At 41.0% G+C, this 23,538-nt stretch carries 18 protein-coding genes and 4 pseudogenes; 18 read left to right on the forward strand and 4 right to left on the reverse strand.

The genetic code is table 11. From position 1 onward, the window contains the following. Positions 1-80 precede the first annotated feature (80 nt). The 5 genes from OVN21_RS07020 (at position 81) to OVN21_RS07040 (ending at position 6,147) form a co-directional block, all read left to right on the forward strand. The gene (locus OVN21_RS07020) at positions 81-929 is read left to right on the forward strand and encodes a putative PEP-binding protein (protein WP_323744041.1); all 849 of its coding nucleotides are present in this window, start codon (positions 81-83) and stop codon (positions 927-929) included. Beyond that, the gene (locus OVN21_RS07025; protein ID WP_267247854.1) at positions 926-1,366 is read left to right on the forward strand and encodes an ASCH domain-containing protein; all 441 of its coding nucleotides are present in this window, start codon (positions 926-928) and stop codon (positions 1,364-1,366) included. The genes OVN21_RS07020 and OVN21_RS07025 overlap by 4 nt, the downstream gene beginning before the upstream one ends. A gap of 122 nt (positions 1,367-1,488) precedes the next feature. Further along, positions 1,489-4,035, forward strand: a complete 2,547-nt coding sequence (locus OVN21_RS07030) for a M1 family metallopeptidase (RefSeq protein ID WP_267247855.1) — start codon at positions 1,489-1,491, stop codon at positions 4,033-4,035. Between the two features lie 110 nt (positions 4,036-4,145). Next, positions 4,146-4,820, forward strand: coding sequence for a two-component system response regulator CiaR (ciaR, locus tag OVN21_RS07035; RefSeq protein WP_267247856.1), 675 nt, complete (start codon positions 4,146-4,148; stop codon positions 4,818-4,820). Continuing rightward, a complete protein-coding gene (locus tag OVN21_RS07040; protein ID WP_267247857.1) occupies positions 4,810-6,147 on the forward strand; it encodes a sensor histidine kinase in 1,338 nt (445 codons plus the stop codon). The genes ciaR and OVN21_RS07040 overlap by 11 nt, the downstream gene beginning before the upstream one ends. 63 nt (positions 6,148-6,210) lie before the next feature. Here OVN21_RS07040 and OVN21_RS07045 read toward each other — a convergent pair whose 3' ends face one another. Continuing rightward, entirely contained in the window at positions 6,211-6,495 is a 285-nt protein-coding gene (locus tag OVN21_RS07045; protein ID WP_267247858.1) for a DUF3270 family protein, read from the reverse strand. A 139-nt stretch (positions 6,496-6,634) separates the two neighbouring features. Here OVN21_RS07045 and OVN21_RS07050 point away from each other — a divergent pair, with 139 nt between their 5' ends. The 7 genes and pseudogenes from OVN21_RS07050 (at position 6,635) to deoD (ending at position 15,012) form a co-directional block, all read left to right on the forward strand. Beyond that, a complete protein-coding gene (locus OVN21_RS07050; RefSeq protein WP_267247859.1) occupies positions 6,635-7,564 on the forward strand; it encodes a peptidase U32 family protein in 930 nt (309 codons plus the stop codon). Positions 7,565-7,669: 105 nt separating this feature from the next. After that, a complete protein-coding gene (gene rpiA / locus OVN21_RS07055) occupies positions 7,670-8,353 on the forward strand; it encodes a ribose-5-phosphate isomerase RpiA (protein WP_267247860.1) in 684 nt (227 codons plus the stop codon). A 13-nt stretch (positions 8,354-8,366) separates the two neighbouring features. Further along, positions 8,367-9,578: a phosphopentomutase gene (locus OVN21_RS07060; protein WP_267247861.1), complete on the forward strand. Its 1,212-nt coding sequence runs from the start codon at positions 8,367-8,369 to the stop codon at positions 9,576-9,578. A gap of 1 nt (position 9,579) precedes the next feature. Next, positions 9,580-10,141: pseudogene (locus tag OVN21_RS07065) on the forward strand (DUF1697 domain-containing protein). Beyond that, positions 10,138-10,947: a purine-nucleoside phosphorylase gene (locus tag OVN21_RS07070; protein ID WP_267247862.1), complete on the forward strand. Its 810-nt coding sequence runs from the start codon at positions 10,138-10,140 to the stop codon at positions 10,945-10,947. The pseudogene OVN21_RS07065 and the gene OVN21_RS07070 overlap by 4 nt, the downstream one beginning before the upstream one ends. 244 nt (positions 10,948-11,191) lie before the next feature. After that, positions 11,192-13,924 carry a thiol-activated cytolysin C-terminal domain-containing protein gene (locus OVN21_RS07075; protein WP_323744037.1) on the forward strand — a complete coding sequence of 911 codons (2,733 nt, stop codon included), beginning with the start codon at positions 11,192-11,194 and terminating at the stop codon, positions 13,922-13,924. A 377-nt stretch (positions 13,925-14,301) separates the two neighbouring features. Next, positions 14,302-15,012, forward strand: a complete 711-nt coding sequence (deoD, locus tag OVN21_RS07085) for a purine-nucleoside phosphorylase (RefSeq protein ID WP_267247863.1) — start codon at positions 14,302-14,304, stop codon at positions 15,010-15,012. Between the two features lie 32 nt (positions 15,013-15,044). Here deoD and OVN21_RS07090 read toward each other — a convergent pair whose 3' ends face one another. Beyond that, the gene (locus OVN21_RS07090; protein WP_267247864.1) at positions 15,045-16,700 is read right to left on the reverse strand and encodes an Rqc2 family fibronectin-binding protein; all 1,656 of its coding nucleotides are present in this window, start codon (positions 16,698-16,700) and stop codon (positions 15,045-15,047) included. A 104-nt stretch (positions 16,701-16,804) separates the two neighbouring features. Between OVN21_RS07090 and ybeY the strand changes: the two genes are divergently transcribed. Then, positions 16,805-17,302 carry an rRNA maturation RNase YbeY gene (gene ybeY / locus OVN21_RS07095; protein WP_267247865.1) on the forward strand — a complete coding sequence of 166 codons (498 nt, stop codon included), beginning with the start codon at positions 16,805-16,807 and terminating at the stop codon, positions 17,300-17,302. Further along, a complete protein-coding gene (locus OVN21_RS07100; protein ID WP_267247866.1) occupies positions 17,283-17,678 on the forward strand; it encodes a diacylglycerol kinase family protein in 396 nt (131 codons plus the stop codon). Before ybeY ends, OVN21_RS07100 begins: the two co-directional genes overlap by 20 nt. Positions 17,679-17,781: 103 nt before the next feature. On the opposite strand, the gene OVN21_RS07105 is transcribed toward OVN21_RS07100, so the two are convergent. Further along, the gene (locus tag OVN21_RS07105) at positions 17,782-19,011 is read right to left on the reverse strand and encodes an IS110 family transposase (protein ID WP_267247867.1); all 1,230 of its coding nucleotides are present in this window, start codon (positions 19,009-19,011) and stop codon (positions 17,782-17,784) included. A 299-nt stretch (positions 19,012-19,310) separates the two neighbouring features. Here OVN21_RS07105 and OVN21_RS07110 point away from each other — a divergent pair, with 299 nt between their 5' ends. The 4 genes and pseudogenes from OVN21_RS07110 (at position 19,311) to OVN21_RS07125 (ending at position 22,208) form a co-directional block, all read left to right on the forward strand. Beyond that, positions 19,311-19,754, forward strand: coding sequence for a dUTP diphosphatase (locus OVN21_RS07110; RefSeq protein ID WP_267247994.1), 444 nt, complete (start codon positions 19,311-19,313; stop codon positions 19,752-19,754). Position 19,755: 1 nt separating this feature from the next. Then, positions 19,756-20,295: pseudogene (locus OVN21_RS07115) on the forward strand (histidine phosphatase family protein). A 13-nt stretch (positions 20,296-20,308) separates the two neighbouring features. Next, the gene (radA, locus tag OVN21_RS07120) at positions 20,309-21,670 is read left to right on the forward strand and encodes a DNA repair protein RadA (RefSeq protein WP_267247995.1); all 1,362 of its coding nucleotides are present in this window, start codon (positions 20,309-20,311) and stop codon (positions 21,668-21,670) included. Positions 21,671-21,742: 72 nt separating this feature from the next. Beyond that, positions 21,743-22,208 (forward strand): annotated as a pseudogene (locus tag OVN21_RS07125) (beta-class carbonic anhydrase). A 355-nt stretch (positions 22,209-22,563) separates the two neighbouring features. On the opposite strand, the pseudogene OVN21_RS07130 reads toward OVN21_RS07125, so the two are convergent. After that, positions 22,564-23,528, reverse strand: a pseudogene (locus OVN21_RS07130) (transposase). Positions 23,529-23,538: the final 10 nt, after the last annotated feature.

Consider the following 23,538-nt stretch of genomic DNA (forward strand, 5'->3'; position numbering starts at 1 on the left):
ATTTTTTGTGAATACAGATTCTGAATTATTGGGATTTCCAGAACTTGACAAGACTTCTTACATGAATTGGAAGGTGAATGATGAAAAACCAACTTGCCCTTAGTGGCGAAAAACATGATGAAAAAGTTTACCCACAACTATTTCATCATGTTGGCATGATTCGTGGGGAATATTTGTTGAGAGAGCTCAACCAAAACATACTGTTACCAAGTTGTCAGCAATTTGTAAAAGATTATCTAGACACCATTTGCTCCTTGTACTCAGATGAAGAGGTCTGGTATCGTTTTTCAGAATTAACGAATACAGAAGCTAATTGTCTCGAGGGGACTAAAGAGTATTTTGATGAGAATCATCCCTTGTTTGGATACAGAGGAACTAGGCGTTTACTGGCGTATCCGGATGAATTTCAGGCTGAGTCCAATGTCGTTACAGAAATTTATCAAACCAATCCCAATCTGTCTCTTATTTTTCCTTTTGTCAATGATGCCGACCAATTAAAACAAGCTATTAGAGTATTGCGTGAGTATGGTTTTACCGGGAAAATCGGCACGATGATTGAATTACCGTCAGCATATTTTGACTTAGACAGCATACTGGAAGCTGGTATTTCAAAGATTGTAGTTGGAATGAATGATTTGACTTCTTTTGTTTTTGCGACTGTGAGAAACAGTCAATGGCATGATATGGAAAGTCCAATAATGTTAGATATGCTAAGAGATATGCAGGATAAAGCAAGGGCGAAAAAAATTGACTTTGCTGTAGCAGGCTATCTGAATGATTCTTTCATACAAAAAATGAATCAGAGGAGTATCAAGTGCATTATCCATTACAGTTCTATTCCAGAGATTTTTAATTTAGAGATTGATCATCCAGACCACCTCAAACGTGTAAAAGAAGAAAGTAAAAAATTACAAAGGAGCAACCCATGACACCGCAAGAAATGTGGAATGCCTACAAGAAAATTAACCCCTCTATAGGAGATGAAATCGATGCTTGGGCTTTTGGAGTGGAACCAGACCTTTTAGCAGATTTGGTTTTAAAAGGAGAAAAGACTGTAACAGCATCAGCCTACGACCTCTATGCACTAGAAGCCGAGTCTCTTCCTCAAGAAGGAACTTTTGATGTCATTTTAGATAGTCAAAATCAGGCTGTCTGTATTGTTGAAATTACAAAGGTTTCTGTCCAGCCCTTTCATCAAGTTTCTGCGCAACATGCCTATAAGGAAGGTGAGGGAGACAAATCCTTAGCCTATTGGCGCCAGGTTCATGAGGTTTTTTTCACAGACTGCTTAGGTCAAGCAGGACTGACTTTTACACCTAAAAGCAAGGTTGTTTTAGAAGAATTTCGCAAGGTCTACCCACTGTAGGCTGTTAGACGGAAGAAAGTTTTGGAAATCACCGTCCAATCCTTTTTTTTCAAGCAAAACATGATATAATAAGTTTGTTTGAAGAAGAGCAGCAGCTCTTAAACTTAGAATAGGAGAAAATTATGCAAGCAGTTGAACATTTTATTAAGCAATTTGTTCCTGAACATTATGATTTATTTTTAGACTTGAGTCGTGAGACCAAGACGTTTTCAGGGAAAGTAATCATCACTGGTCAAGCACAGAGTGACCGTATTTCCCTTCACCAAAAAGACTTGGAAATCGCTTCTATAGAAGTTGCAGGTCAAGCTCGTCCATTTACAGTTGACCATGAAAATGAGGCTCTTCATATCGAATTGGCTGAGGCTGGTCAAGTTGAAGTGGTTATCGCTTTCTCAGGAAAAATTACAGACAACATGACAGGGATTTACCCTTCTTACTATACTGTTGATGGAGTTAAGAAGGAAGTCTTATCAACTCAGTTCGAGAGCCATTTTGCGCGCGAAGCCTTCCCATGTGTGGATGAACCAGAAGCTAAAGCAACTTTTGACCTTTCTCTACGTTTTGACCAAGCAGAAGGTGAATTGGCCTTGTCTAACATGCCAGAAATCGATGTTGAAAACCGTAAGGAAACAGGTATCTGGAAGTTTGAGACAACACCTCGCATGTCTTCTTACTTGTTAGCCTTTGTTGCGGGTGATTTGCAAGGTGTGACGGCTAAAACTAAAAACGGTACCCTCGTAGGTGTTTACTCAACCAAAGCTCATCCACTATCAAACCTTGATTTCTCACTGGATATCGCTGTTCGCTCTATCGAGTTCTACGAAGATTACTACGGAGTTAAGTATCCAATCCCTCAATCTCTCCACATCGCCCTTCCTGACTTCTCAGCTGGAGCTATGGAAAACTGGGGTCTTGTGACCTACCGTGAAGTTTACTTGATTGTGGACGAGAACTCAACCTTTGCTAGCCGCCAACAAGTTGCCCTTGTCATTGCCCACGAGCTTGCCCATCAATGGTTTGGAAACCTCGTGACTATGAAATGGTGGGATGACCTCTGGCTCAATGAAAGCTTTGCCAACATGATGGAATACGTCTGTGTGGATGCCATCGAGCCAAGTTGGAATATCTTTGAAGACTTCCAAACAGGTGGAGTACCTCTTGCTCTTGAACGTGACGCGACTGATGGTGTTCAGTCTGTTCACGTCGAAGTCAAACACCCAGATGAAATCAATACCCTCTTTGATGGTGCTATCGTCTATGCTAAAGGAAGTCGTCTCATGCACATGCTTCGTCGTTGGCTGGGAGATGCTGATTTTGCTAAAGGTTTGCACGCTTACTTTGGAAAACATCAGTACAGCAATACAATTGGACGTGACCTTTGGAATGCTCTCGGACAAGCGTCAGGACGTGATGTCGCAGCCTTCATGGATTCTTGGTTGGAACAACCTGGTTACCCAGTACTTACTGTCAAAGTTGAAAATGATGTCTTGAGGATTTCACAAAAACAATTCTTTATCGGTGAGCACGAAGACAAGAATCGTCTCTGGGTTGTGCCACTCAACAGCAACTGGAAAGGTTTGCCAGATACACTTGAAACTGAAAGTATTGAAATTCCTGGATACGCAGCTCTTCTTGCTGAAAACAAAACAGCACTTCGCCTCAACACTGAAAATACAGCTCACTACATTACAGACTATCAAGGAGACTTGCTAGATGCAGTTCTTGCTGACCTAGTTGATCTTGATAATACAAGCAAACTACAAATCGTCCAAGAACGTCGCTTGCTTGCTGAAGCAGGGCACATTTCTTATGCTGACTTGTTCCCAGTCCTTGATAAACTTGCTAAGGAAGAATCTTACCTTGTGGTTTCCGCTGTTTCTCAAGTGATTTCTGCCCTTGAGCGCTTTATCGATGAAGGAACAGAAGCTGAAACAGCCTTCAAAGCACTAGTTGCTAAATTGGCTCGTCACAACTATGACCGTCTTGGTTTCGAAGCTAAAGATGGAGAATCAGATGAGGATGAATTGGTTCGTCAGTTAGCCATTTCTATGATGATTCGCTCAAATGATGCAGAAGCTAGTCAAGTTGCTAGCCAAATCTTTGCAGCCCACAAGGAGAATCTTGCAGGACTTCCGGCAGCTATTCGCTCACAGGTTCTGATCAATGAGATGAAACATCATGAGACTAAAGACTTGCTAGCAGTTTATCTTGATACTTATACGCACGCAACAGATGCAGTCTTTAAACGTCAGTTGGCAGCAGCTCTTGCCTACAGTACAGATACGGACAATATCCAAACCTTGATTGCTGCTTGGAAGGACAAATTTGTGGTCAAACCACAAGACTTGTCAGCTTGGTATTACCAGTTCCTAGCTCATCAAGCAACTCAGGAAACAGCTTGGTCTTGGGCTCGTGAAAACTGGGCTTGGATTAAGGCAGCTCTTGGAGGAGATATGAGCTTTGATAGCTTTGTTATCCTTCCTGCTCATGTATTTAAGACAGAGCAACGCTTGGCGGAATACAAGGAGTTCTTTGAGCCACAACTTTCTGATCTTGCTCTTAGCCGTAATATTGGTATGGGAATCAAGGAAATTGCAGCGCGTGTTGACTTGATTAACCGTGAAAAAGCAGCAGTCGAAGCTGTTGTAGCCCAATATGCCAAAGCTTAATTCGTTCGAAATGTAAACAAAAACTCAACTTTCTATCTTAAAAATAAGAGAGAGTTGAGTTTTTTTTAAGGCAAATTTGGTATAATGGTTTTAATAAGGAGGAGTTTCTCATGATAAAAATCTTATTGGTTGAGGATGACCTAGGCCTGTCAAACTCAGTATTTGACTTTTTAGATGATTTTGCAGATGTCATGCAGGTTTTTGATGGAGAAGAAGGTCTCTACGAAGCTGAGAGTGGTGTCTATGACTTGATTTTGCTTGACCTGATGTTGCCGGAAAAAAATGGTTTTCAAGTATTGAAAGAATTGCGTGAAAAGGGAATTACGACACCAGTTCTGATTATGACTGCCAAGGAAAGTTTGGATGACAAGGGACATGGATTTGAACTGGGAGCGGATGATTATCTGACCAAACCTTTCTACCTAGAAGAACTCAAAATGCGGATTCAAGCTCTTCTCAAACGTTCAGGTAAGTTTAATAAAAATACATTGACTTATGGAAATATTGTGGTTAATTTGTCAACCAATACCGTTAAAGTCGAAGATACTCCTGTCGAATTGCTAGGAAAAGAGTTTGATTTATTAGTTTATTTCTTTCAAAATCAAAATGTTATTTTGCCGAAGACTCAGATTTTTGACCGCCTATGGGGATTTGATAGTGATACGACGATTTCCGTTGTAGAAGTCTATGTCTCAAAAGTTCGTAAGAAATTGAAGGGAACAGCCTTTGCTGAAAATCTTCAAACCTTGCGTAGTGTCGGGTATATTTTAAAAGATGTTCAATAAGCTAAGAAAAACATGGTATTCAGATGACTTCAGCTATTTCATTCGGAACTTTGGAGTGTTCACCCTAATCTTCTCTGCTATGACCTTGATTATCCTCCAGGTCATGCACTCGAGTCTCTACACTTCTGTAGATGAAAAACTCCAAGCCCTTAGTGGTAGCCCTCAAGCGGTTATCCAGTTAGCCCTGAATCGGGCAACTGAGGAATTCAAGGACATTGAACCGGCAACTGCGGATGCCAGCAAGGCTGAAATCAAACCAAATGTTAGTTCCAATACTGAAGTATTGCTCTTTGACAAGGATTTTAACCAACTCTTACTGGGCAATCGCTTTTTAGGTTTGGACAAGATCAAAATGGACAAGAAAGAGTTGAATCACATTCGTCAACTCCAAGTTGTCAATAGCTACGGTCAAGAAGAAACCTACCGGATGATCTTGATGGAAACCAATTCATCCACTGTTTCAAGTAATGTCAAATATGCGACAATCTTGATCAATACTAGTCAGCTTGAGCAGATTAGCCAAAACCATGAGCACTTAATCGTAGTAGTCATGACCAGTTTCTGGCTCCTATCTTTAATTGCCAGTGTTTACCTGGCACGTGTCAGTGTCAAACCTCTGCTGGAAAGTATGCAAAAGCAGAAGTCCTTTGTTGAAAATGCGAGCCACGAATTGAGAACGCCTTTGGCCGTTTTACAAAATCGTTTAGAGACTCTCTTTCGAAAACCAGAAGCAACGATTATGGAATCTAGTGAAAGTATCGCTTCTAGTCTTGAAGAAGTTCGCAACATGCGTTTCCTCACGACCAATCTTCTCAACCTTGCACGTCGAGATGATGGAATCAAACCTGAAATAGCAGAAGTTTCTCCGCAATTCTTTAAAACAACCTTTGCTAACTATGAGTTGATTGCTTCTGAAAATGATCGTGTTTTTGAGTATGAAAATCGGATTTATCGCCCATTCATGACCGATCAGTTGCTCCTGAAACAGCTCATGACCATCTTATTTGACAATGCCATCAAGTATACCGAAGAAGATGGAAAAATTGAGTTTGTGATCCATGCTACGGATCGCCACCTCTATCTATCCGTAACGGATAATGGGATTGGGATCTCAGCTGCTGACAAGAAGAAAATCTTTGACCGCTTTTACCGTGTAGACAAGGCAAGAACCCGTCAGAAAGGTGGTTTTGGTCTAGGCCTATCTTTGGCTAAGCAGATCGTAGATGCCTTACGAGGAACGATTATCGTTAAAGATAACAAGGCTAGAGGAACAATTTTTGAAGTTAAGATTGCTATTCAATCTCCTCCCAAACGTAAGAATAAATAAAAAGACAGTTTTAAAACTGTCTTTTTTGATAACTAGAAAAGAGGTTGGTACCACTACCAACCTTTATTTTGAAATTTTTCGTTTAATAATCTCTCGTTGGAGTTGGAGGAGTGTCAAGCTTACCCCCATAGCAACAACAAATGATAAAGCTGTGTTTAATTTTAAGGCTAAAAAGATAAAACTAAAAAACACCATAAAAATACAAAAACAAGCAATATTTATAAAAAATAAAACCTCTTTTAAATTGGAGTTAACGGGTGATTCTAGTGTATAGTCATGATAAAGCGGAGTTTGATTCGATTCGGGAGTTTGTTCAAACTCATAGGCTTCTAATTTTCTTGCGGGCATGATTCTCTCCTTAACAGTATGTAACTATTTTATCATTTTTTATGCAGAGAATTATTACAGAATGGTTACAAAAACACTAAAGTTCCTTTTCATTTTCAAAGCATGGCTGATTTGCTAGAAATGTGGTATAATTTTTCTTATGGAAAAGATTATCATTACAGCAACTGCTGAAAGTATTGAACAAGTTGAACAACTACTCGAAGCTGGCGTAGACCGTATCTACGTCGGTGAGAAAGATTTTGGTCTTCGTCTGCCAACAACCTTTAGTCATAACCAATTGCGTGAAATTGCTAAGCTGGTTCATGACGCTGGTAAGGAATTGATTGTTGCGGTCAATGCCCTCATGCACCAAGATATGATGGACCGTATCAAGCCTTTCTTAGACTTTTTGGAAGAAATCAAGACAGACTACATTACGATTGGGGATGCAGGAGTCTTTCATGTGGTTAATCGCGATGGTTATTCATTTAAAACTATCTACGATGCCTCAACTATGGTAACTAGCAGTCGTCAGATCAACTTCTGGGGACAAAAGGCTGGTGCGTCTGAGGCTGTTTTGGCGCGTGAAATTCCATCTGCCGAACTCTTCAAGATGCCAGAGATTTTGGAAATTCCTGCTGAAGTCTTGGTTTATGGTGCCAGTGTCATTCACCATTCTAAGCGTCCTCTCTTACAAAACTACTATAACTTTACGCATATCGATGATGAAAAGACGCGTAAACGTGACCTCTTCTTGGCAGAGCCGAGTGATCCAGAGAGTCATTACTCGATTTTTGAGGACAATCATGGTACCCATATTTTTGCAAATAACGACCTTGATTTGATGACTAAATTGACAGAATTGGTAGAGCATGGTTTTACTCACTGGAAGCTAGAGGGGCTCTACACACCTGGTCAGAATTTTGTAGAGATTGCAAAACTCTTTATTCAAGCGCGTAGCTTGATTCAAGAGGGGAACTTTAGCCATGACCAAGCCTTCTTGCTGGATGAAGAAGTGCGCAAGTTACACCCTAAAAACCGTTTTCTTGACACAGGATTTTATGATTACGATCCTGACATGGTTAAATAGAACACCAAAACCTGAAATAAAAATGTTCGGGTTTTTCAAGTGTATTCATGAAATAAAAACGGATACATGTTATAATAGATGTAGCTCTATATTGGAGGTGTTTAAGTGGAGAATCTGAAAAAGATGGCAGGTATCAAGGCTGCTGAGTTTGTCAAGGATGGTATGGTAGTCGGTCTGGGAACGGGCTCTACTGCCTATTATTTTGTCGAAGAAATTGGTCGTCGGATCAAAGAAGAAGGTTTGCAGATTACTGCTGTAACAACTTCCAGTGTGACCAGTAAACAGGCTGAAGGACTTAACATCCCGCTCAAGTCGATTGATCAAGTGGATTTTGTCGATGTGACGGTTGACGGGGCGGATGAAGTAGATAGCCAGTTTAACGGAATCAAAGGCGGTGGTGGTGCCCTTCTGATGGAGAAGGTTGTCGCAACACCCTCAAAAGAATATATTTGGGTGGTGGATGAAAGCAAACTGGTTGATAAACTAGGTTCTTTTAAATTGCCTGTGGAAGTGGTTCAGTATGGCGCAGAACAGGTTTTTCGTCGTTTTGAGCGAGCTGGCTACAAACCAAGTTTTCGTGAAAAAGACGGCCAACGTTTTGTGACGGATATGCAGAACTTTATCATTGACCTAGCCTTGTATGTCATTGAAGATCCAATTGCCTTCGGGCAAGAATTGGATCATGTCGTTGGTGTCGTAGAGCATGGCTTGTTCAACCAAATGGTGGATAAGGTCATCGTAGCGGGACGAAATGGCGTTCAGGTTTTAACTTCAACAAAAGGAAAATAAAAGGAGGCACACTATGTCAAAATTTAATCGTATTCACTTGGTAGTACTCGATTCTGTAGGAATTGGTGCTGCACCAGATGCTAATAACTTTGTCAATGCAGGGGTTCCAGATGGAGCTTCGGACACACTGGGACACATTTCAAAAACAGTTGGTTTGAATGTGCCAAATATGGCCAAAATCGGTCTAGGAAATATTCCACGTGAAACTCCTCTTAAGACTGTACCAGCTGAAAGCAATCCAACAGGATATGCAACGAAATTGGAAGAAGTTTCCCTTGGTAAGGATACCATGACTGGTCACTGGGAAATCATGGGACTCAATATTACTGAGCCTTTTGATACTTTCTGGAACGGATTCCCAGAAGAAATCTTGACAAAAATCGAAGAATTTTCAGGACGCAAGGTCATTCGTGAAGCTAACAAACCTTACTCAGGTACAGCTGTTATCGATGATTTTGGACCACGTCAAATGGAAACTGGAGAGTTGATTATCTATACTTCAGCTGACCCAGTTTTGCAGATTGCTGCTCACGAAGACATCATTCCTTTGGATGAATTGTACCGTATCTGTGAATACGCTCGTTCGATTACCCTTGAGCGTCCTGCCCTTCTAGGTCGTATCATTGCCCGTCCATATGTTGGTGAACCAGGAAACTTCACTCGTACGGCAAATCGTCGTGACTTGGCCGTTTCTCCATTTGCACCGACTGTTTTGGATAAGTTGAACGAAGCTGGTATCGATACTTATGCTGTTGGTAAAATCAACGATATCTTTAACGGTGCGGGTATTAACCATGATATGGGCCACAACAAGTCAAATAGTCATGGAATTGATACACTATTGAAGACCATGGGTCTTGTTGAGTTTGAAAAAGGATTCTCTTTCACAAACTTGGTTGACTTTGACGCCCTTTACGGCCACCGTCGTAATGCTCACGGTTACCGTGATTGCTTGCATGAGTTTGATGAACGCTTACCTGAAATTATCGCAGCTATGAGAGAGAATGACCTTCTCTTGATTACAGCAGACCATGGAAATGATCCAACCTACGCTGGAACTGACCACACTCGTGAATATATTCCATTGTTGGCCTACAGCCCTGCCTTTAAAGGAAATGGTGTCATTCCAGTAGGGCATTTTGCAGATATCTCAGCGACTGTTGCCGATAACTTTGGTGTGGAAACTGCTATGATTGGGGAAAGTTTCTTAGATAAATTGGTATAAGATGACGCGCTATGCTTTGCTGGTGAGAGGCATCAATGTTGGTGGCAAGAATAAGGTCGTCATGGCGGAGCTTCGTCAAGAATTGACAGAGTTGGGACTGGGAAAGGTTGAAACTTACATCAACAGTGGCAATATTTTCTTTACATCGACAGATGTCAAAGCCTAGTTGGTTGAGAAGTTAGAGGATTTCTTTGAAGTCTATTGTCCATTTATTCAGAGCTTTTCTTTGCTGAGTCTAGAGGACTTTGAAGCGGAACTTAAAAATCTGCCTGAATGGCGGACCAGAGATTTGGCATGAAAGGATGTCCACTTTTACACTGAGGGTTTGGATGTGGAGCAAGTCATGCAGACAGTTGAAAGTTTAGATTTAAAAGATGAAGTGCTCCATTTTGGAAAACTTGGTATTTTCTGGGGGAAATTCTCTGAAGAATCCTATTCTAAGACTGCCTATCATAAGTACTTGCTCAAGATGCCTTTCTATCGCCACATTACTATTCGTAATGCTAAAACTTTTGACAAAATCGGTCAAATGCTTAAAAAATAATAAAGGAGACACACAATGACATTTTTAAACAAAATCCATGAAACAGCTACTTTCCTGAAAGACAAGGGAATCCAAGCGCCTGAGTTCGGTCTAATCCTTGGATCAGGACTTGGAGAATTGGCAGAAGAAATTGAAAATCCAGTTGTAGTAGACTATGCTGAGATTCCAAACTGGGGCCGTTCAACAGTAGTTGGTCACGCTGGTAAATTAGTATATGGGGAACTTGCAGGTCGCAAGGTCTTAGCTCTTCAAGGGCGTTTCCATTTCTACGAAGGAAATCCTCTGGAAGTTGTGACTTTCCCAGTTCGTGTCATGAAAGTTCTTGGATGTGAAGGTGTTATTGTAACCAATGCTGCTGGTGGTATTGGATATGGGCCAGGTACTTTGATGGCTATCTCTGACCATATCAATATGACGGGGCAAAACCCATTGATGGGTGAAAACTTGGATGATTTTGGTTCACGTTTCCCAGATATGTCTAAGGCCTACACACCAGAATACCGTGCTACTGCCCATGAAGTGGCTAAAAAACTTGGTATCAAGCTTGATGAAGGTGTCTATATCGGTGTAACCGGTCCAACTTATGAAACACCAGCAGAAATCCGTGCCTATAAGACACTGGGAGCAGATGCAGTTGGTATGTCTACGGTTCCTGAAGTTATCGTGGCAGCTCACTCAGGTTTAAAAGTTCTGGGAATTTCATGTATTACCAACTTTGCGGCTGGTTTCCAAGAAGAACTTAACCACGAAGAAGTTGTAGAAGTAACCGAACGTGTCAAAGGTGATTTCAAAGGCTTGCTTAAAGCGATTCTTGCAGAATTGTAAAAAAACTTGGTGATGGGATTAGACTAGAAATGAAGGTTTTAGTTCTCATCGCCTTTAGTAAAGAAGATTGGGTTTGTTGTGATTAAAAGATGAACAAAAATCCAATCAACTACTATATTTTTACAAAAAATTTGTCACATTCTTATTTATCAATTAGGAAAAATGACTTGGAAAGACGAAATAGCTTACAGGCTTAGTGATCTGATTGGTAAATAGGGGAAAATAAAAGAAAGTTAGAAAAAGAATGAAAATCGGTCAACGAATGATGCGTTTTGGCATAAAAAAATTAAGTATCGGAGTTGTATCTGTTGCGGTTGGTTATGCTTTTTTAGCACCGACAGGAATTTCTGCCAATGAAAGAAGTCCAGTTGTGAAAAACGAAACTCCTCTAGTCGTAAATGCAACGGATGGTTCGACAAAACTAGAAAATACTGATAAAAAACAGGAAACGCCTCTTATAGAGGAAAGAGTGGCAGTTATCCAACCAGCTACGGAAACAAAAGAAGTCCTTAAAAATCAGAAGGAAGAAGAAAAGCTGGAATCCCATGAAACAGAGCCTGCTCTAGTTCCTGAAGAAGTGAATAAAGAGGAAAATGTAAAGGATGAGGCTACAACTTCTCGTCCTGTGACAGCAGAAGATCTTTTGAAAATCTCAAAAGGAGAACTGCACTCAGAAAATGATTTGCTTGACAATTCTCTTTATGGTGAAAAAGTCCTTGATTTAGAAGGTGATGACGATCAGGATGGTATCAAAAATAAGGATGAGCTTTATGTTTATCGTAAAGATGGTAAGGACTATCTAGGATATAACAGTCATCCATTACTAGCAGACAGTGATGGGGATGGACTAGCAGATGGAGAAGATGATAATAAGAAACAATGGTATGTTACAGATCGAGACGCTCTTCTCTTTATGGAATTATCCTATCGTGATGATGACTATATCGAAAAAATTCTAGATCATAAAAATCCATTTCCGAGTCTCTACTTGAATCGTCAAGAATATAAGATGATGCACAATGAGTTAGCCCCGTTTTGGAAGATGAAAAAAGCTTACCATACAGCTAGCGGTTTGGATGCTTATCTATTCGAAACTAAGAGTGATCTTCCTTATTTAAAAGACAATACTGTTCAAATGTTGGCTATACGTGGAACAAGACTGAATGATGCCAAAGATTTGAGAACGGACTTGACCTTGCTAGGAGGAAATAAACCTGCACAAGCGGATGATATCCGTAATGTTGTCAAAGAATTGGCGCAGGATTCCACTATAACCAATCTGTATATGACAGGTCATTCGCTAGGAGGCTATTTAGCTCAAATAGCAGCAGTTGAAGCCTATCAAAAATATCCTACTTTTTATAATAATGTTTTGAAAAAAGTGACAACATTTAATGCACCTAAGGTCATTACTTCAAGAACAATCTGGAATGCCAAAAATGGTTTCTGGGATGTAGGACTAGAAAGTCGGAAGCTCGCTGTAAATGGAAAAATTAAACATTATGTAGTGGATAACGACAATGTGGTTACATATGTGCTACAAAATGATAGTGATGTTGTGACATCTACAGGAAGCGCCAATGTTAAACACCGTTCGCGTGGCTATTTTGAAAGTCGCATGAATGATATTCCAAACTTTAATATTGGAAAACGAACAACATTGGACAAGCAGGGTTACCGTGATCCAAAACTGGAAAAAATTTCTTTCTTTAAGAAACAACAACTCCCTCTGTCATCTAGTCAACCAAGCGCTGAACCTCTTGAAAATATAGCTCTAGGGAAACGGGTTACCCAAAGTTCGACAGCTTTTGGAGGTGACGCTAGAAGGGCTGTGGATGGAAAAGTTGATGGGAATTATACTCATCATTCTGTAACGCATACAGATTTTCAATCTAAGCCTTGGTGGCAAGTCGATTTAGACAAGGAAGAAACGATTCGTCAAATCAATATCTATAATCGAACAGATACTGCTCAGGATAGGTTTACCAATTTTAATGTGATTCTTTTAGATAGTTCTGGGAAAGAAATTGAGAGAAAGCGCATTGCATCTCTGAAAGATATCTCTGCACAAATTGCAATTGACTATAAAAAAGCTCGTTTTGTCCGTATTGAGTTAGATGGTTACAATGCTCTCAGTCTCGCAGAAGTTCAGGTCTTGCGTGCTGAAAATATCGCATGGAAAAAGCAAGCACGCCAAAGTTCTACCGAGTTTGGAGGAGATGCTAGACGTGCCTTGGATGGGAATACCAATAGTAGCTACAGCCAGCAATCGATTACTCATACAAAATTTGAGAATCAGCCTTGGTGGGAAGTTGATTTAGGTCGTACAGAACAGGTAGGACTTATCCGCCTTTATAATCGTGTAGATGGCGAATTTTCCAAACGTTTGGCAGATTTTGATGTGATTTTATATGATGAAAAAGGAAAAGAAGTTACTAGAAAATATGTTTCTCGTTTAGTAGGAAATCGTCTAGATCTTCAGTTGGATGGCAAGTTGGGTCGTCGTGTCCGTATTCAATTGCGTCAGAAAAATCAAGCTCTCAGTCTTGCTGAAGTAGAAGTATTTCGATTTATAGCTAAGAATGCTGTGACACCACCAATTTCTAAGCCAGTACAAGTGTTAAATTACATTCCTGTAAAAGATAAAACCCTAACTATTCATCATAGTGGAGCTTACATTGCACGCTATTCTATAACTTGGGAAGAAGTTACAGTAGATAAAAATGGTCATTCAGTTGTTCGAAGTCATTCTTGGGAAGGAAATGGACATAATCAGACTGCTGGTCTTGTCCTCAACCTCCCAATCAAAGAAAATATGAGAAATCTGCGAATTAAGATTAAAAAGAGAACAGGTCTTATCTGGAATAGATGGCAAACAATCTATGACAACAGACCTCTCCTTGCCCAACCACATCGAAAAATCACTCATTGGGGTACAACATTGAATTCCAAGGTGAGTGACGATGATGTCTTGTAATCTGATGATACAATGACAGTTAGATAATTCAGTTTATAAAAAACTACCTGAGCTTGAATAGGACTCAGGTAGCTATCTGTGAGAGAATAAAATTAAAAAGAAAGGTAGAGCGCGTGTTTTGATTTGAACACGAGCGGAAAACTTGGAAAATAGATAATCTGACTGAGAAATCAGGATTTCTAGTCAGATTCCTAATTTTCAGCCGTTTTCTTCTCGCTCTTTAATCTTCATAAAATAAAGAAAGGATGGGTAAACCGTATTCGCTGAACTGAATACGGGCGGAGAACTATGTAAAAAAGATAAACTGTCTAGCATCTGCGATGCTTCGTCAGTTTCCTATTTTTCCTTTGTTCTCTGTCGCCCTTTATATCTTAACGATGTCTATCCATATTGCTGCTCAGCAGGGTGAAATTGCTGATAAAATTCTTCTTCCTGGGGATCCTCTTCGTGCGAAATTTATTGCGGAGAATTTCCTTGAAGATGCTGTTTGTTTTAACGAAGTGCGTAACATGTTTGGCTACACTGGTACTTACAAGGGTCACTGTGTATCTGTCATGGGAACTGGGATGGGGATGCCATCGATTTCGATTTATGCGCGTGAGTTGATTGTGGACTACGGTGTGAAAAAATTGATTCGTGTGGGAACTGCTGGTTCGTTAAATGAAGATGTCCACGTACGTGAATTGGTTTTAGCGCAAGCAGCTGCAACCAACTCAAACATCATCCGCAACGACTGGCCACAGTATGATTTCCCACAAATCGCTAGTTTTGATTTGCTAGACAAGGCCTACCATATCGCCAAAGAACTCGGTATGACAACCCACGTTGGGAACGTTTTGTCATCCGATGTCTTTTACTCAAACTGCTTTGAAAAGAACATTGAGCTTGGTAAATGGGGAGTTAAAGCTGTAGAAATGGAAGCAGCAGCCCTTTACTATCTTGCTGCCCAACATCATGTTGATGCGCTTGCTATCATGACCATTTCTGATAGTTTGGTCAACTCAGATGAAGACACTACTGCAGAAGAACGCCAAAATACCTTCACCGATATGATGAAGGTTGGTTTGGAAACCTTGATTGCAGAGTAAAATGTAAAAGGAAATCCTGATTTCAAGCGAAATCAGGATTTTTTCATGGATGCGATTTTTTCTGGCTCTGGTGTAACGCGGAGAGTCTTTTGTCCTGTGTAGGTTACAAAACCGGGTTTGCCACCAGTTGGTTTGTTGAGTTTTTTCACTGCAATCATATCCACTTGCACGAGATTTGACAAACGCCCTTTGGAAAAGTAGGCTGCTAGTTCGGCCGCGTCTGTCTTGACTTCGTCAGAAGGATTGAGATTTTCTGAGATGACGACATGACTTCCAGGAATGTCCTTGGCATGGAACCAAAGTTCCTCCTTGCGGGCCATTTTAAAGGTCAATTCCTCATTTTGAAGATTGTTTCGACCGACATAGATGATGGTTTTCCCATCACTAGCCAGATACTGTTCTGGTTTTTTGCGTTTCTGGATTTTTTCGCGTTGGCGTCTTCTAATAAAGCCTGTTTGGATTAATTCTTCACGGATTTCAGCGATTTCTTTCAGTCCAGCTTGGTTGAGGACGGTCTCGACACTTTCCAGATAGAGAATGGTTGTCTTGGTTTCTTCAATCAACTCAGTCAGGTATTTGACAGCTTCTTTGAGTTTCTGGTAACGTTTAAAATAGCGTTGGGCATTTTGATTGGGAGTCAAGGCCTTATCAAGCGCAATGGTGATAGGTTGGTTAGTATAGTAGTTGTCTAGGATAACCTGATCTTGGTCGTTAGGCACTTGGTAGAGGAAGGTTGTTAGCAGTTCCCCTTTTTGGCGAAATTCCTCAGCATTGTCTGTCGCCAATAACTCTTTTTCTTGTTTTTTCAGCTTATGGCGATTTTTTTGAAGTTCATTTTCAACACGGCGAATCAGATCACTGGCTTGCTGTTTGACGCGGTCGCGCTCAGCCTTGTCCTTATAATAGGTGTCCAAGAGCTCTGAAAGGCTGGCAAAAGGCTCTCCTACACTATTTTCGAAGGGAATTGGACTGAAGGAGGTCTCCGTTAGGTAAGGCTTGGTTTCTTGTCCGAAAAAGTGACGGAAGGTAGAAAGTTTATCACGAACCAAGAGCCTTTCCAATTCGTTTGCCGTATCTCGTCCTAGACCTTGAAAGAGGTTTTGAAGATTTTTTGCTGTTAGCTCTTGGGTTTGAAGGATTTCAAAGAGCTTTTCATCCTTGACAGTAAAAGGATTGAGAGGTTCCGTACTTGGTGGAGCGATATAGGTTGATCCAGGAAGCAAGGTGCGGTAGCTATTTTGTGAAAAGCCGACGTGTTTAATAACTTCGAGGATTTTATGACTACTTTTATCAACCAGTAGAATATTACTGTGTTTACCCATAATCTCGATAATCAAGGTAGCCTGGATATGGTCTCCAATCTCGTTCTTATTGGAAACTGTGATTTCCACGATACGGTCATTTTCCACTTGCTCAATCGACTCAATCAGGGCACCCTGTAAATACTTTCTCAAAACCATGATAAAGGTAGAAGGTTGGGCTGGATTTTCAAAAGTCGTTTGGGTCAGCTGAATGCGTCCAAAAACTGGATGGGCAGAAAGGAGCAGGCGATGACTTTGGCGATTGCTGCGGATTTGCAAGACCAACTCTTGTTCAAAAGGCTGATTGATTTTCTGAATGCGACCATTAACTAACTCTTTTTGCAATTCCTCAACCATGTGGTGTAAAAAAAATCCATCAAATGACATCGTTCTCTCCTTGTGATTGTATTCCATAGTATTATATCAAAAAGGTAGAATAAAATCATGGAAATGTGGTATAATAAAGCCAAGTAAAGAGAAACGAGAAGCACATGTATATTGAAATGGTAGATGAAACTGGTCAAGTTTCAAAAGAAATCTTACAACAAACCCAAGAAATTTTGGAATTTGCAGCCCAAAAATTAGGAAAAGAAGACAAGGAGATGGCAGTCACTTTTGTGACCAATGAACGTAGTCATGAACTCAATCTGGAGTACCGTGACACGAACCGTCCGACAGATGTTATCAGTCTTGAATATAAGCCAGAGTTGGAAATTGCCTTTGACGAGGAAGATTTGCTTGAAAATCCGGAATTGGCAGAGATGATGTCTGAGTTTGATGCCTATATTGGGGAATTGTTCATCTCTATCGATAAGGCTCATGAGCAGGCCGAGGAATATGGCCACAGCTTTGAGCGTGAGATGGGTTTCTTGGCAGTACACGGCTTTTTACATATCAATGGCTATGATCACTATACTCCGGAAGAAGAAGCGGAGATGTTCGGTTTACAAGAAGAAATTTTGACAGCCTATGGACTCACAAGACAATAAACGAAAATGGAAAAATCGTGACCTGATATCCAGTTTAGAATTTGCTCTCACAGGAATTTTTACTGCTATCAAGGAAGAACGCAATATGCGAAAACATGCAGTGACGGCTCTTGTAGGCATTCTTGCAGGTTTTGTTTTTCAGGTGTCACGAATCGAATGGCTCTTTCTCCTATTGAGCATTTTCTTGGTAGTAGCGTTTGAGATTATCAACTCCGCTATCGAAAATGTGGTGGATTTGGCCAGTCACTATCACTTTTCTATGCTGGCTAAAAATGCCAAGGATATGGCAGCTGGCGCGGTATTAGTGGTCTCTCTTTTCGCAGCCTTAACAGGCGCATTGATTTTTCTCCCACGCATTTGGGATATGCTATTTTAAACAGTAAGAGAAAAGTTTGAAAAAAAGATAAAAGCTAATTGATTTATTGTTTCTCCTAATTTTAGGTACACTAAAAAGAGGTCTTGCAAGCTGATTTTTGAAATTAAGCGACATTGAATCCGTGTTGTTGTGCAAAACGAACAGCGTCTTGAACAGACATCGTTTTATCAGGATTTCGTATTTCGGTCAGTCCTTGTAAAGCAGGATTGTAGTCTTCTTGTTTCCGTAGCATTTGGTACACAGAAACCAGTAATCTGCGACAGATAGCGATCATTGCTTTTCGATGACCACGGCGCTTCTTGAGTCTGAGATACTGGTTCTTGAATTCGAGATGTTTATCAGACTTGACAACCGCGTTAGCGATTTGGACGAGAAAAGGTTTGAGGTATCTCCCACCTTTGGAAATGTGAGTAGAGTATTTCTTGCCAGCACTTTCATTGTTAGCTGGAACTAAACCTGCCCACGAGCAGAGTTTTCCTGCATTATCAAAGACAGTCATATTTTCACCAATCTCAGAGATAATTCTGAGAGCAGATAGTTCATCTTTAAAACCAGGTACTGTTTGAATCAGCTTAACTTGTTCTTGATAGTCACGACCAAGTTCACGAATCATCTGTTCCAAGTCCTCTTTACAGATAGCTAAGGCATCGTAGTGAGCCTTGATGACTCTGATTTTCTCGGCTTGTTCTGGTGTTAGCTCGCCCTCTATAGCGATGTCCAAGTCTTGTACTTTATTCTTCATTCTCTTGTGAATGAGCTGCTCAATAGTTGGTTTCTCCTCTGGATTGTCAAAGATACTCTGGATAATCTTTTGAGCACTTTTTCCGAAACCATCGGAAACGACACTTGCAATTTGAAGGTTAGACCAAGTGAGACAATTCTGGTAACGATTTTTCTCGCTAACTTGGAGTTGTGTTAACTTCATACCATAGCGAAAGAGGTCACGGAGTTGTCTGATTTTGAGCGGGGGAATAAAGCTAGGAGCGACTAAATCATGCTTGAAGATGTCGGCAATCCACTGCGCATCTTTCTTGTCGGTTTTCTTTCCACGAATAGCCTCGACATACTTGGGATGAGCCAAGCAGACATTGGTATGTTCTTCTAGGATATTGAAAACAGGAATCCAGTATTTACCAGTAGATTCCATACAGACATCAAAGCAGGAATAGTATCCTAACCAATCACGTAGCTGAATGAGACCATTGGTAAAGGTGGAAAACCGTTTACGATGGTAGGTTGTAATTCCTTGATTATTGGTGATGGCAATAACTGCTACAATAAAGGTTTTATGCACATCAATTCCACAACAATTGGGATAAACAATTTTTAACATGAGGGGTCTCCTTTCACCAAATTTGAGTCTGCCTATCCCTTGACTGTTCTTCCCTTTCACAAACGAGTCGCTTATCCACATATAAGTTTACGTGCTCTTAGTCACCGTTCTTGTGCTTGATGGGAAGAACTACACCTATAATTATTCGAGGTAGTGGCTATACCACTCACTTACTTTCCTTCCCGTGATTTGTAGTAGTGATAGAACTCCTCAACTCTATTGTAAACTAAAATAAAGAGCACAACATCTTTTCATTCGGTGTTGTGCCTTGAGTGAAACGAAAGGAATGAATGATAAGTATGAAAATTCGTGGTTTTGAATTGGTTTCTACTTTTACAGATGAAAATTTATTGCCCAATCGTGAGACAGCGCATGCAGCTGGTTACGACTTAAAGGTTGCTGTGCGCACAGTTATCGCTCCAGGAGAGATTGTATTGGTTCCGACAGGGGTTAAGGCTTATATGCAACCGACTGAGGTTCTCTATCTCTATGATCGCTCTTCAAACCCTCGTAAGAAGGGTTTGGTTTTAATTAACTCGGTTGGGGTCATTGATGGGGATTATTATGGAAATCCTGGGAATGAAGGGCATATTTTTGCTCAGATGAAGAATATCACAGACCAAGAGGTTGTTCTTGAAGTTGGAGAACGTGTTGTCCAAGCTGTCTTTGCTCCTTTCTTAATTGCAGATGGCGATGCGGCTGATGGCGTTCGAACTGGTGGTTTTGGATCGACAGGGCACTAGAATGAAGATTATCTTTGTACGTCACGGGGAGCCAGATTATAGTATGCTTGATAAACTTGAAAATCCGCGACTCTATAGTGGTTTTGGTCGTGATTTAGCACCATTGACAGGAAAAGGTCGCAGTCTGGCAAAAGAAGTTGCTAAAACTGCATGTTTTGGAAAGGCATAGATTATTATTTCATCGTCTGTGACGAGGGCTTTAGAAACAGCCCATTATATAGCGGTTGAAACAGGATTGGACTTATTTATGGAGCCGTTTTTTCATGAGTGGCGTCCAGACTTAGATGGTACTAACTCTGATTTAACTAGTGTATTGGTAGCTCATGAATATTATCTAAAACATCAAGGAAGTTTACCTGAAGATTCTCCTTATCGCTATGAAACTGCTCTGGAGATGCGTCATCGTTTTTTAAGAACTTTGGAAAAATATAAAAATTATAAAACTATTATCATTGTAACTCACGGAATGCTCATGCGCCAGTTTGTGCCAAATGAGAAGATTGATTTTTGCCAAGTAATTGAGTGTGAGTTAGAGATATAGAAAGAGGTTTATCATCGCAAAGAAAAAAGCGACATTTGTATGTCAAAATTGTGGGTATAATTCCCCTAAATATTTGGGACGTTGTCCCAACTGTGGGTCTTGGTCTTCCTTTGTAGAAGAGGTTGAGGTTGCCGAGGTAAAGAATGCGCGTGTGTCCTTGACAGGTGAGAAAACCAAGCCCATGAAACTGGCTGAGGTGACTTCAATCAATGTCAATCGAACCAAGACGGAGATGGACGAATTCAACCGTGTGCTTGGAGGCGGAGTGGTACCAGGAAGTCTCGTCCTCATCGGTGGGGATCCTGGAATCGGAAAATCGACCCTTCTCCTACAAGTCTCAACCCAGTTGTCTCAAGTGGGAACGGTTCTCTATGTCAGTGGGGAGGAGTCTGCCCAGCAAATCAAGTTGCGAGCGGAACGCTTGGGAGATATTGATAGCGAGTTTTATCTCTATGCAGAGACCAATATGCAGAGTGTTCGAGCAGAGGTGGAGCGCATCCAGCCAGATTTTCTCATTATCGACTCCATTCAGACCATTATGTTTCCTGAGATTTCAGGGGTGCAGGGGTCTGTTTCTCAAGTGCGTGAGGTGACGGCTGAACTTATGCAGCTGGCCAAAACCAATAACATTGCTATATTTATCGTAGGTCATGTGACCAAGGAAGGAACCTTGGCTGGTCCTCGTATGTTGGAGCATATGGTGGATACGGTGCTTTACTTTGAAGGGGAACGCCACCATACCTTTCGTATCTTGAGAGCGGTCAAAAACCGTTTTGGTTCCACTAATGAGATTGGTATCTTTGAGATGCAGTCGGGCGGATTGGTTGAGGTGCTCAATCCGAGTCAGGTTTTCCTAGAGGAGCGTTTGGACGGGGCAACTGGTTCGTCAATCGTTGTGACCATGGAAGGGACGCGTCCGATTTTGGCGGAGGTTCAGGCTTTGGTGACACCGACCATGTTTGGAAATGCCAAGCGTACAACGACAGGACTTGATTTTAATCGTGCTAGCTTGATTATGGCTGTTTTGGAAAAGCGGGCAGGTCTTCTCTTGCAAAATCAGGATGCCTATCTCAAATCTGCTGGCGGTGTCAAATTGGATGAACCTGCGATTGACTTAGCCGTTGCTGTTGCCATTGCTTCTAGTTACAAAGATAAGCCAACCAATCCTCAGGAATGTTTTGTAGGAGAATTGGGCTTGACTGGAGAGATTCGGCGTGTGAATCGTATCGAACAACGTATCAATGAAGCGGCAAAACTGGGTTTTACCAAGATTTATGTACCCAAGAATTCCTTGACAGGAATCACTCCGCCTAAGGAAATTCAGGTCATTGGGGTGACAACGATTCAGGAAGTTTTGAAAAAGGTCTTTGCATAATCCGTGACAAATCCTCTTAAAAATGATAAGATAGGAGAAATATTTGACTATCAAATTTTCAAGGAGGGAAGCATGTCGTATTTTGAACAGTTTATGCAAGCCAATCAGGCTTATGTTGCCCTACATGGGCAGTTAAATCTGTCACTTAAATCGAAAACCAGAGTAGCTATCGTGACCTGCATGGACTCGCGTTTACACGTTGCCCATGCTCTTGGTTTGGCACTTGGGGATGCCCATATCTTGCGGAATGCGGGTGGTCGAGTGACTGAAGACATGATTCGTTCGCTAGTTATTTCCCAGCAACAAATGGGGACAAGAGAAATCGTGGTGCTTCACCATACAGACTGTGGAGCTCGTATTTCAAAATGAAAGTTTTCATGAACATTTGAAATACGAGCTCGGAGTTGATGTGTCTGATCAAGATTTTTTACGATTCCAGGATGTTGAAGAGAGTGTGAGAGAGGATATGCAGTTACTTCGAGAATCTCCACTGACTCCTGATGATGTGGATGCAGGAAGTATGAGAGAAGTATACTAACTTTGTCTCGAAAAAATTTCATCCTAGCATAAAATCGATTGTTAAAATGTAGGATTTTTAGTTTCAATATAGCTAATATAAAATAGCAAAAATAAGGGTATAAAAGGCTAAATTCCCAAACTAAGTTCCACCGCTAGTAGAAGTGGAAGTTGATCTGAAAAATTCTAAAAACCAGTGGAAATCCGTGTCAGGCTAAGTTCCACTGGTTTTACTCATGCTTGATTTCATCGCTTTTGTAGCCAAAAGGAATCGAAAAAAGAGGGCACAAAATCCCCTCATCTGAAAGCATTTCAGATTAAGTTCCGCTATGGTGGAAGTTAGAGTGAGACGTTTGAATGGGGTTGAAGGTTCGTTTTTAGAACCTATATTGAAGTAATTTAGAAGATTGACAGCCGTCTTCTGCAGGTATTTTAGAAATACCAAGAAGCTTAGGAATCCCTTCTCCGTAAGTAAAGGCAAAGAGTTCATAGGCTGACTCTCCATTCAAAGCAGCTCGTTTGACACTGTTGACATGCGAACAGACGAGATGGATGTCCTCTTGAATGAAGTTATCAGAGGAAGTTCCTTTAGGTAGAAGGTCGCGAATCAGCGTGTGAATGTTCTCAATTCTCCCTTTCTGGTCAGAGCGATTAGGGTCACAAAAGAAGAGTTTACTTTCTCCTCGAATATCCATTTCGATGTCATCGCCCCTGGCAAACTCTCCACCATTATCGGTAAGAATGACGGGAAAGGGTTGGAAAAAGTCTTTGTTCGCTTGGTGAAGAGTGTTCTTAATATCATGAGGTGTTTGGTAACCGCAAGGGCAGTTTGATTCTCCAGCAGCCTAGCGAAGATAAAGTTACAGAAGGAAAGATTGAAGGTGACTAGGATTTTACCTCCCATTCTGCCCATAACCGTGTCCATTTCCAGCCATGAGTCTAGTTGATTCAGGGCTAAATAGATTTGAAAATCCTCAGAGGAACGGTTTTTTAGCTTCTTTAGGGATGGAAGGTAGCTTATTTTTCCGTCTTTCTTTAAATTTAACGGCTCTGGCTAGGTCAATAGGAGCGATAGATAGGTATCCTTTTCGGAGTCCCAGAAAGTCTGAGAATTGAGAGGAGTTCCTTCACGAGCCTCGACAAGAGTTTGTTCGTATTGTTGAGGACAAGGAAGGTTATCACATGTAGATTCTCTAACTTGTCTGTTTCGTTTGACTTCTTTTGAAACAGTAGTTGGGTCTTTTAGAATGGATTGTCCAATAGCTTTGAAGGTTTCACCGCGCTCTAAGCCTAGTTGGATATCATTACGGTCTGAAAGGGTAAGGTGTTTCTGTTTGGTCAGAGTAGACCTC

This window comes from Streptococcus sp. Marseille-Q5986 (genome assembly GCF_946902915.1).
Taxonomy (GTDB): Bacteria; Bacillota; Bacilli; order Lactobacillales; family Streptococcaceae; genus Streptococcus.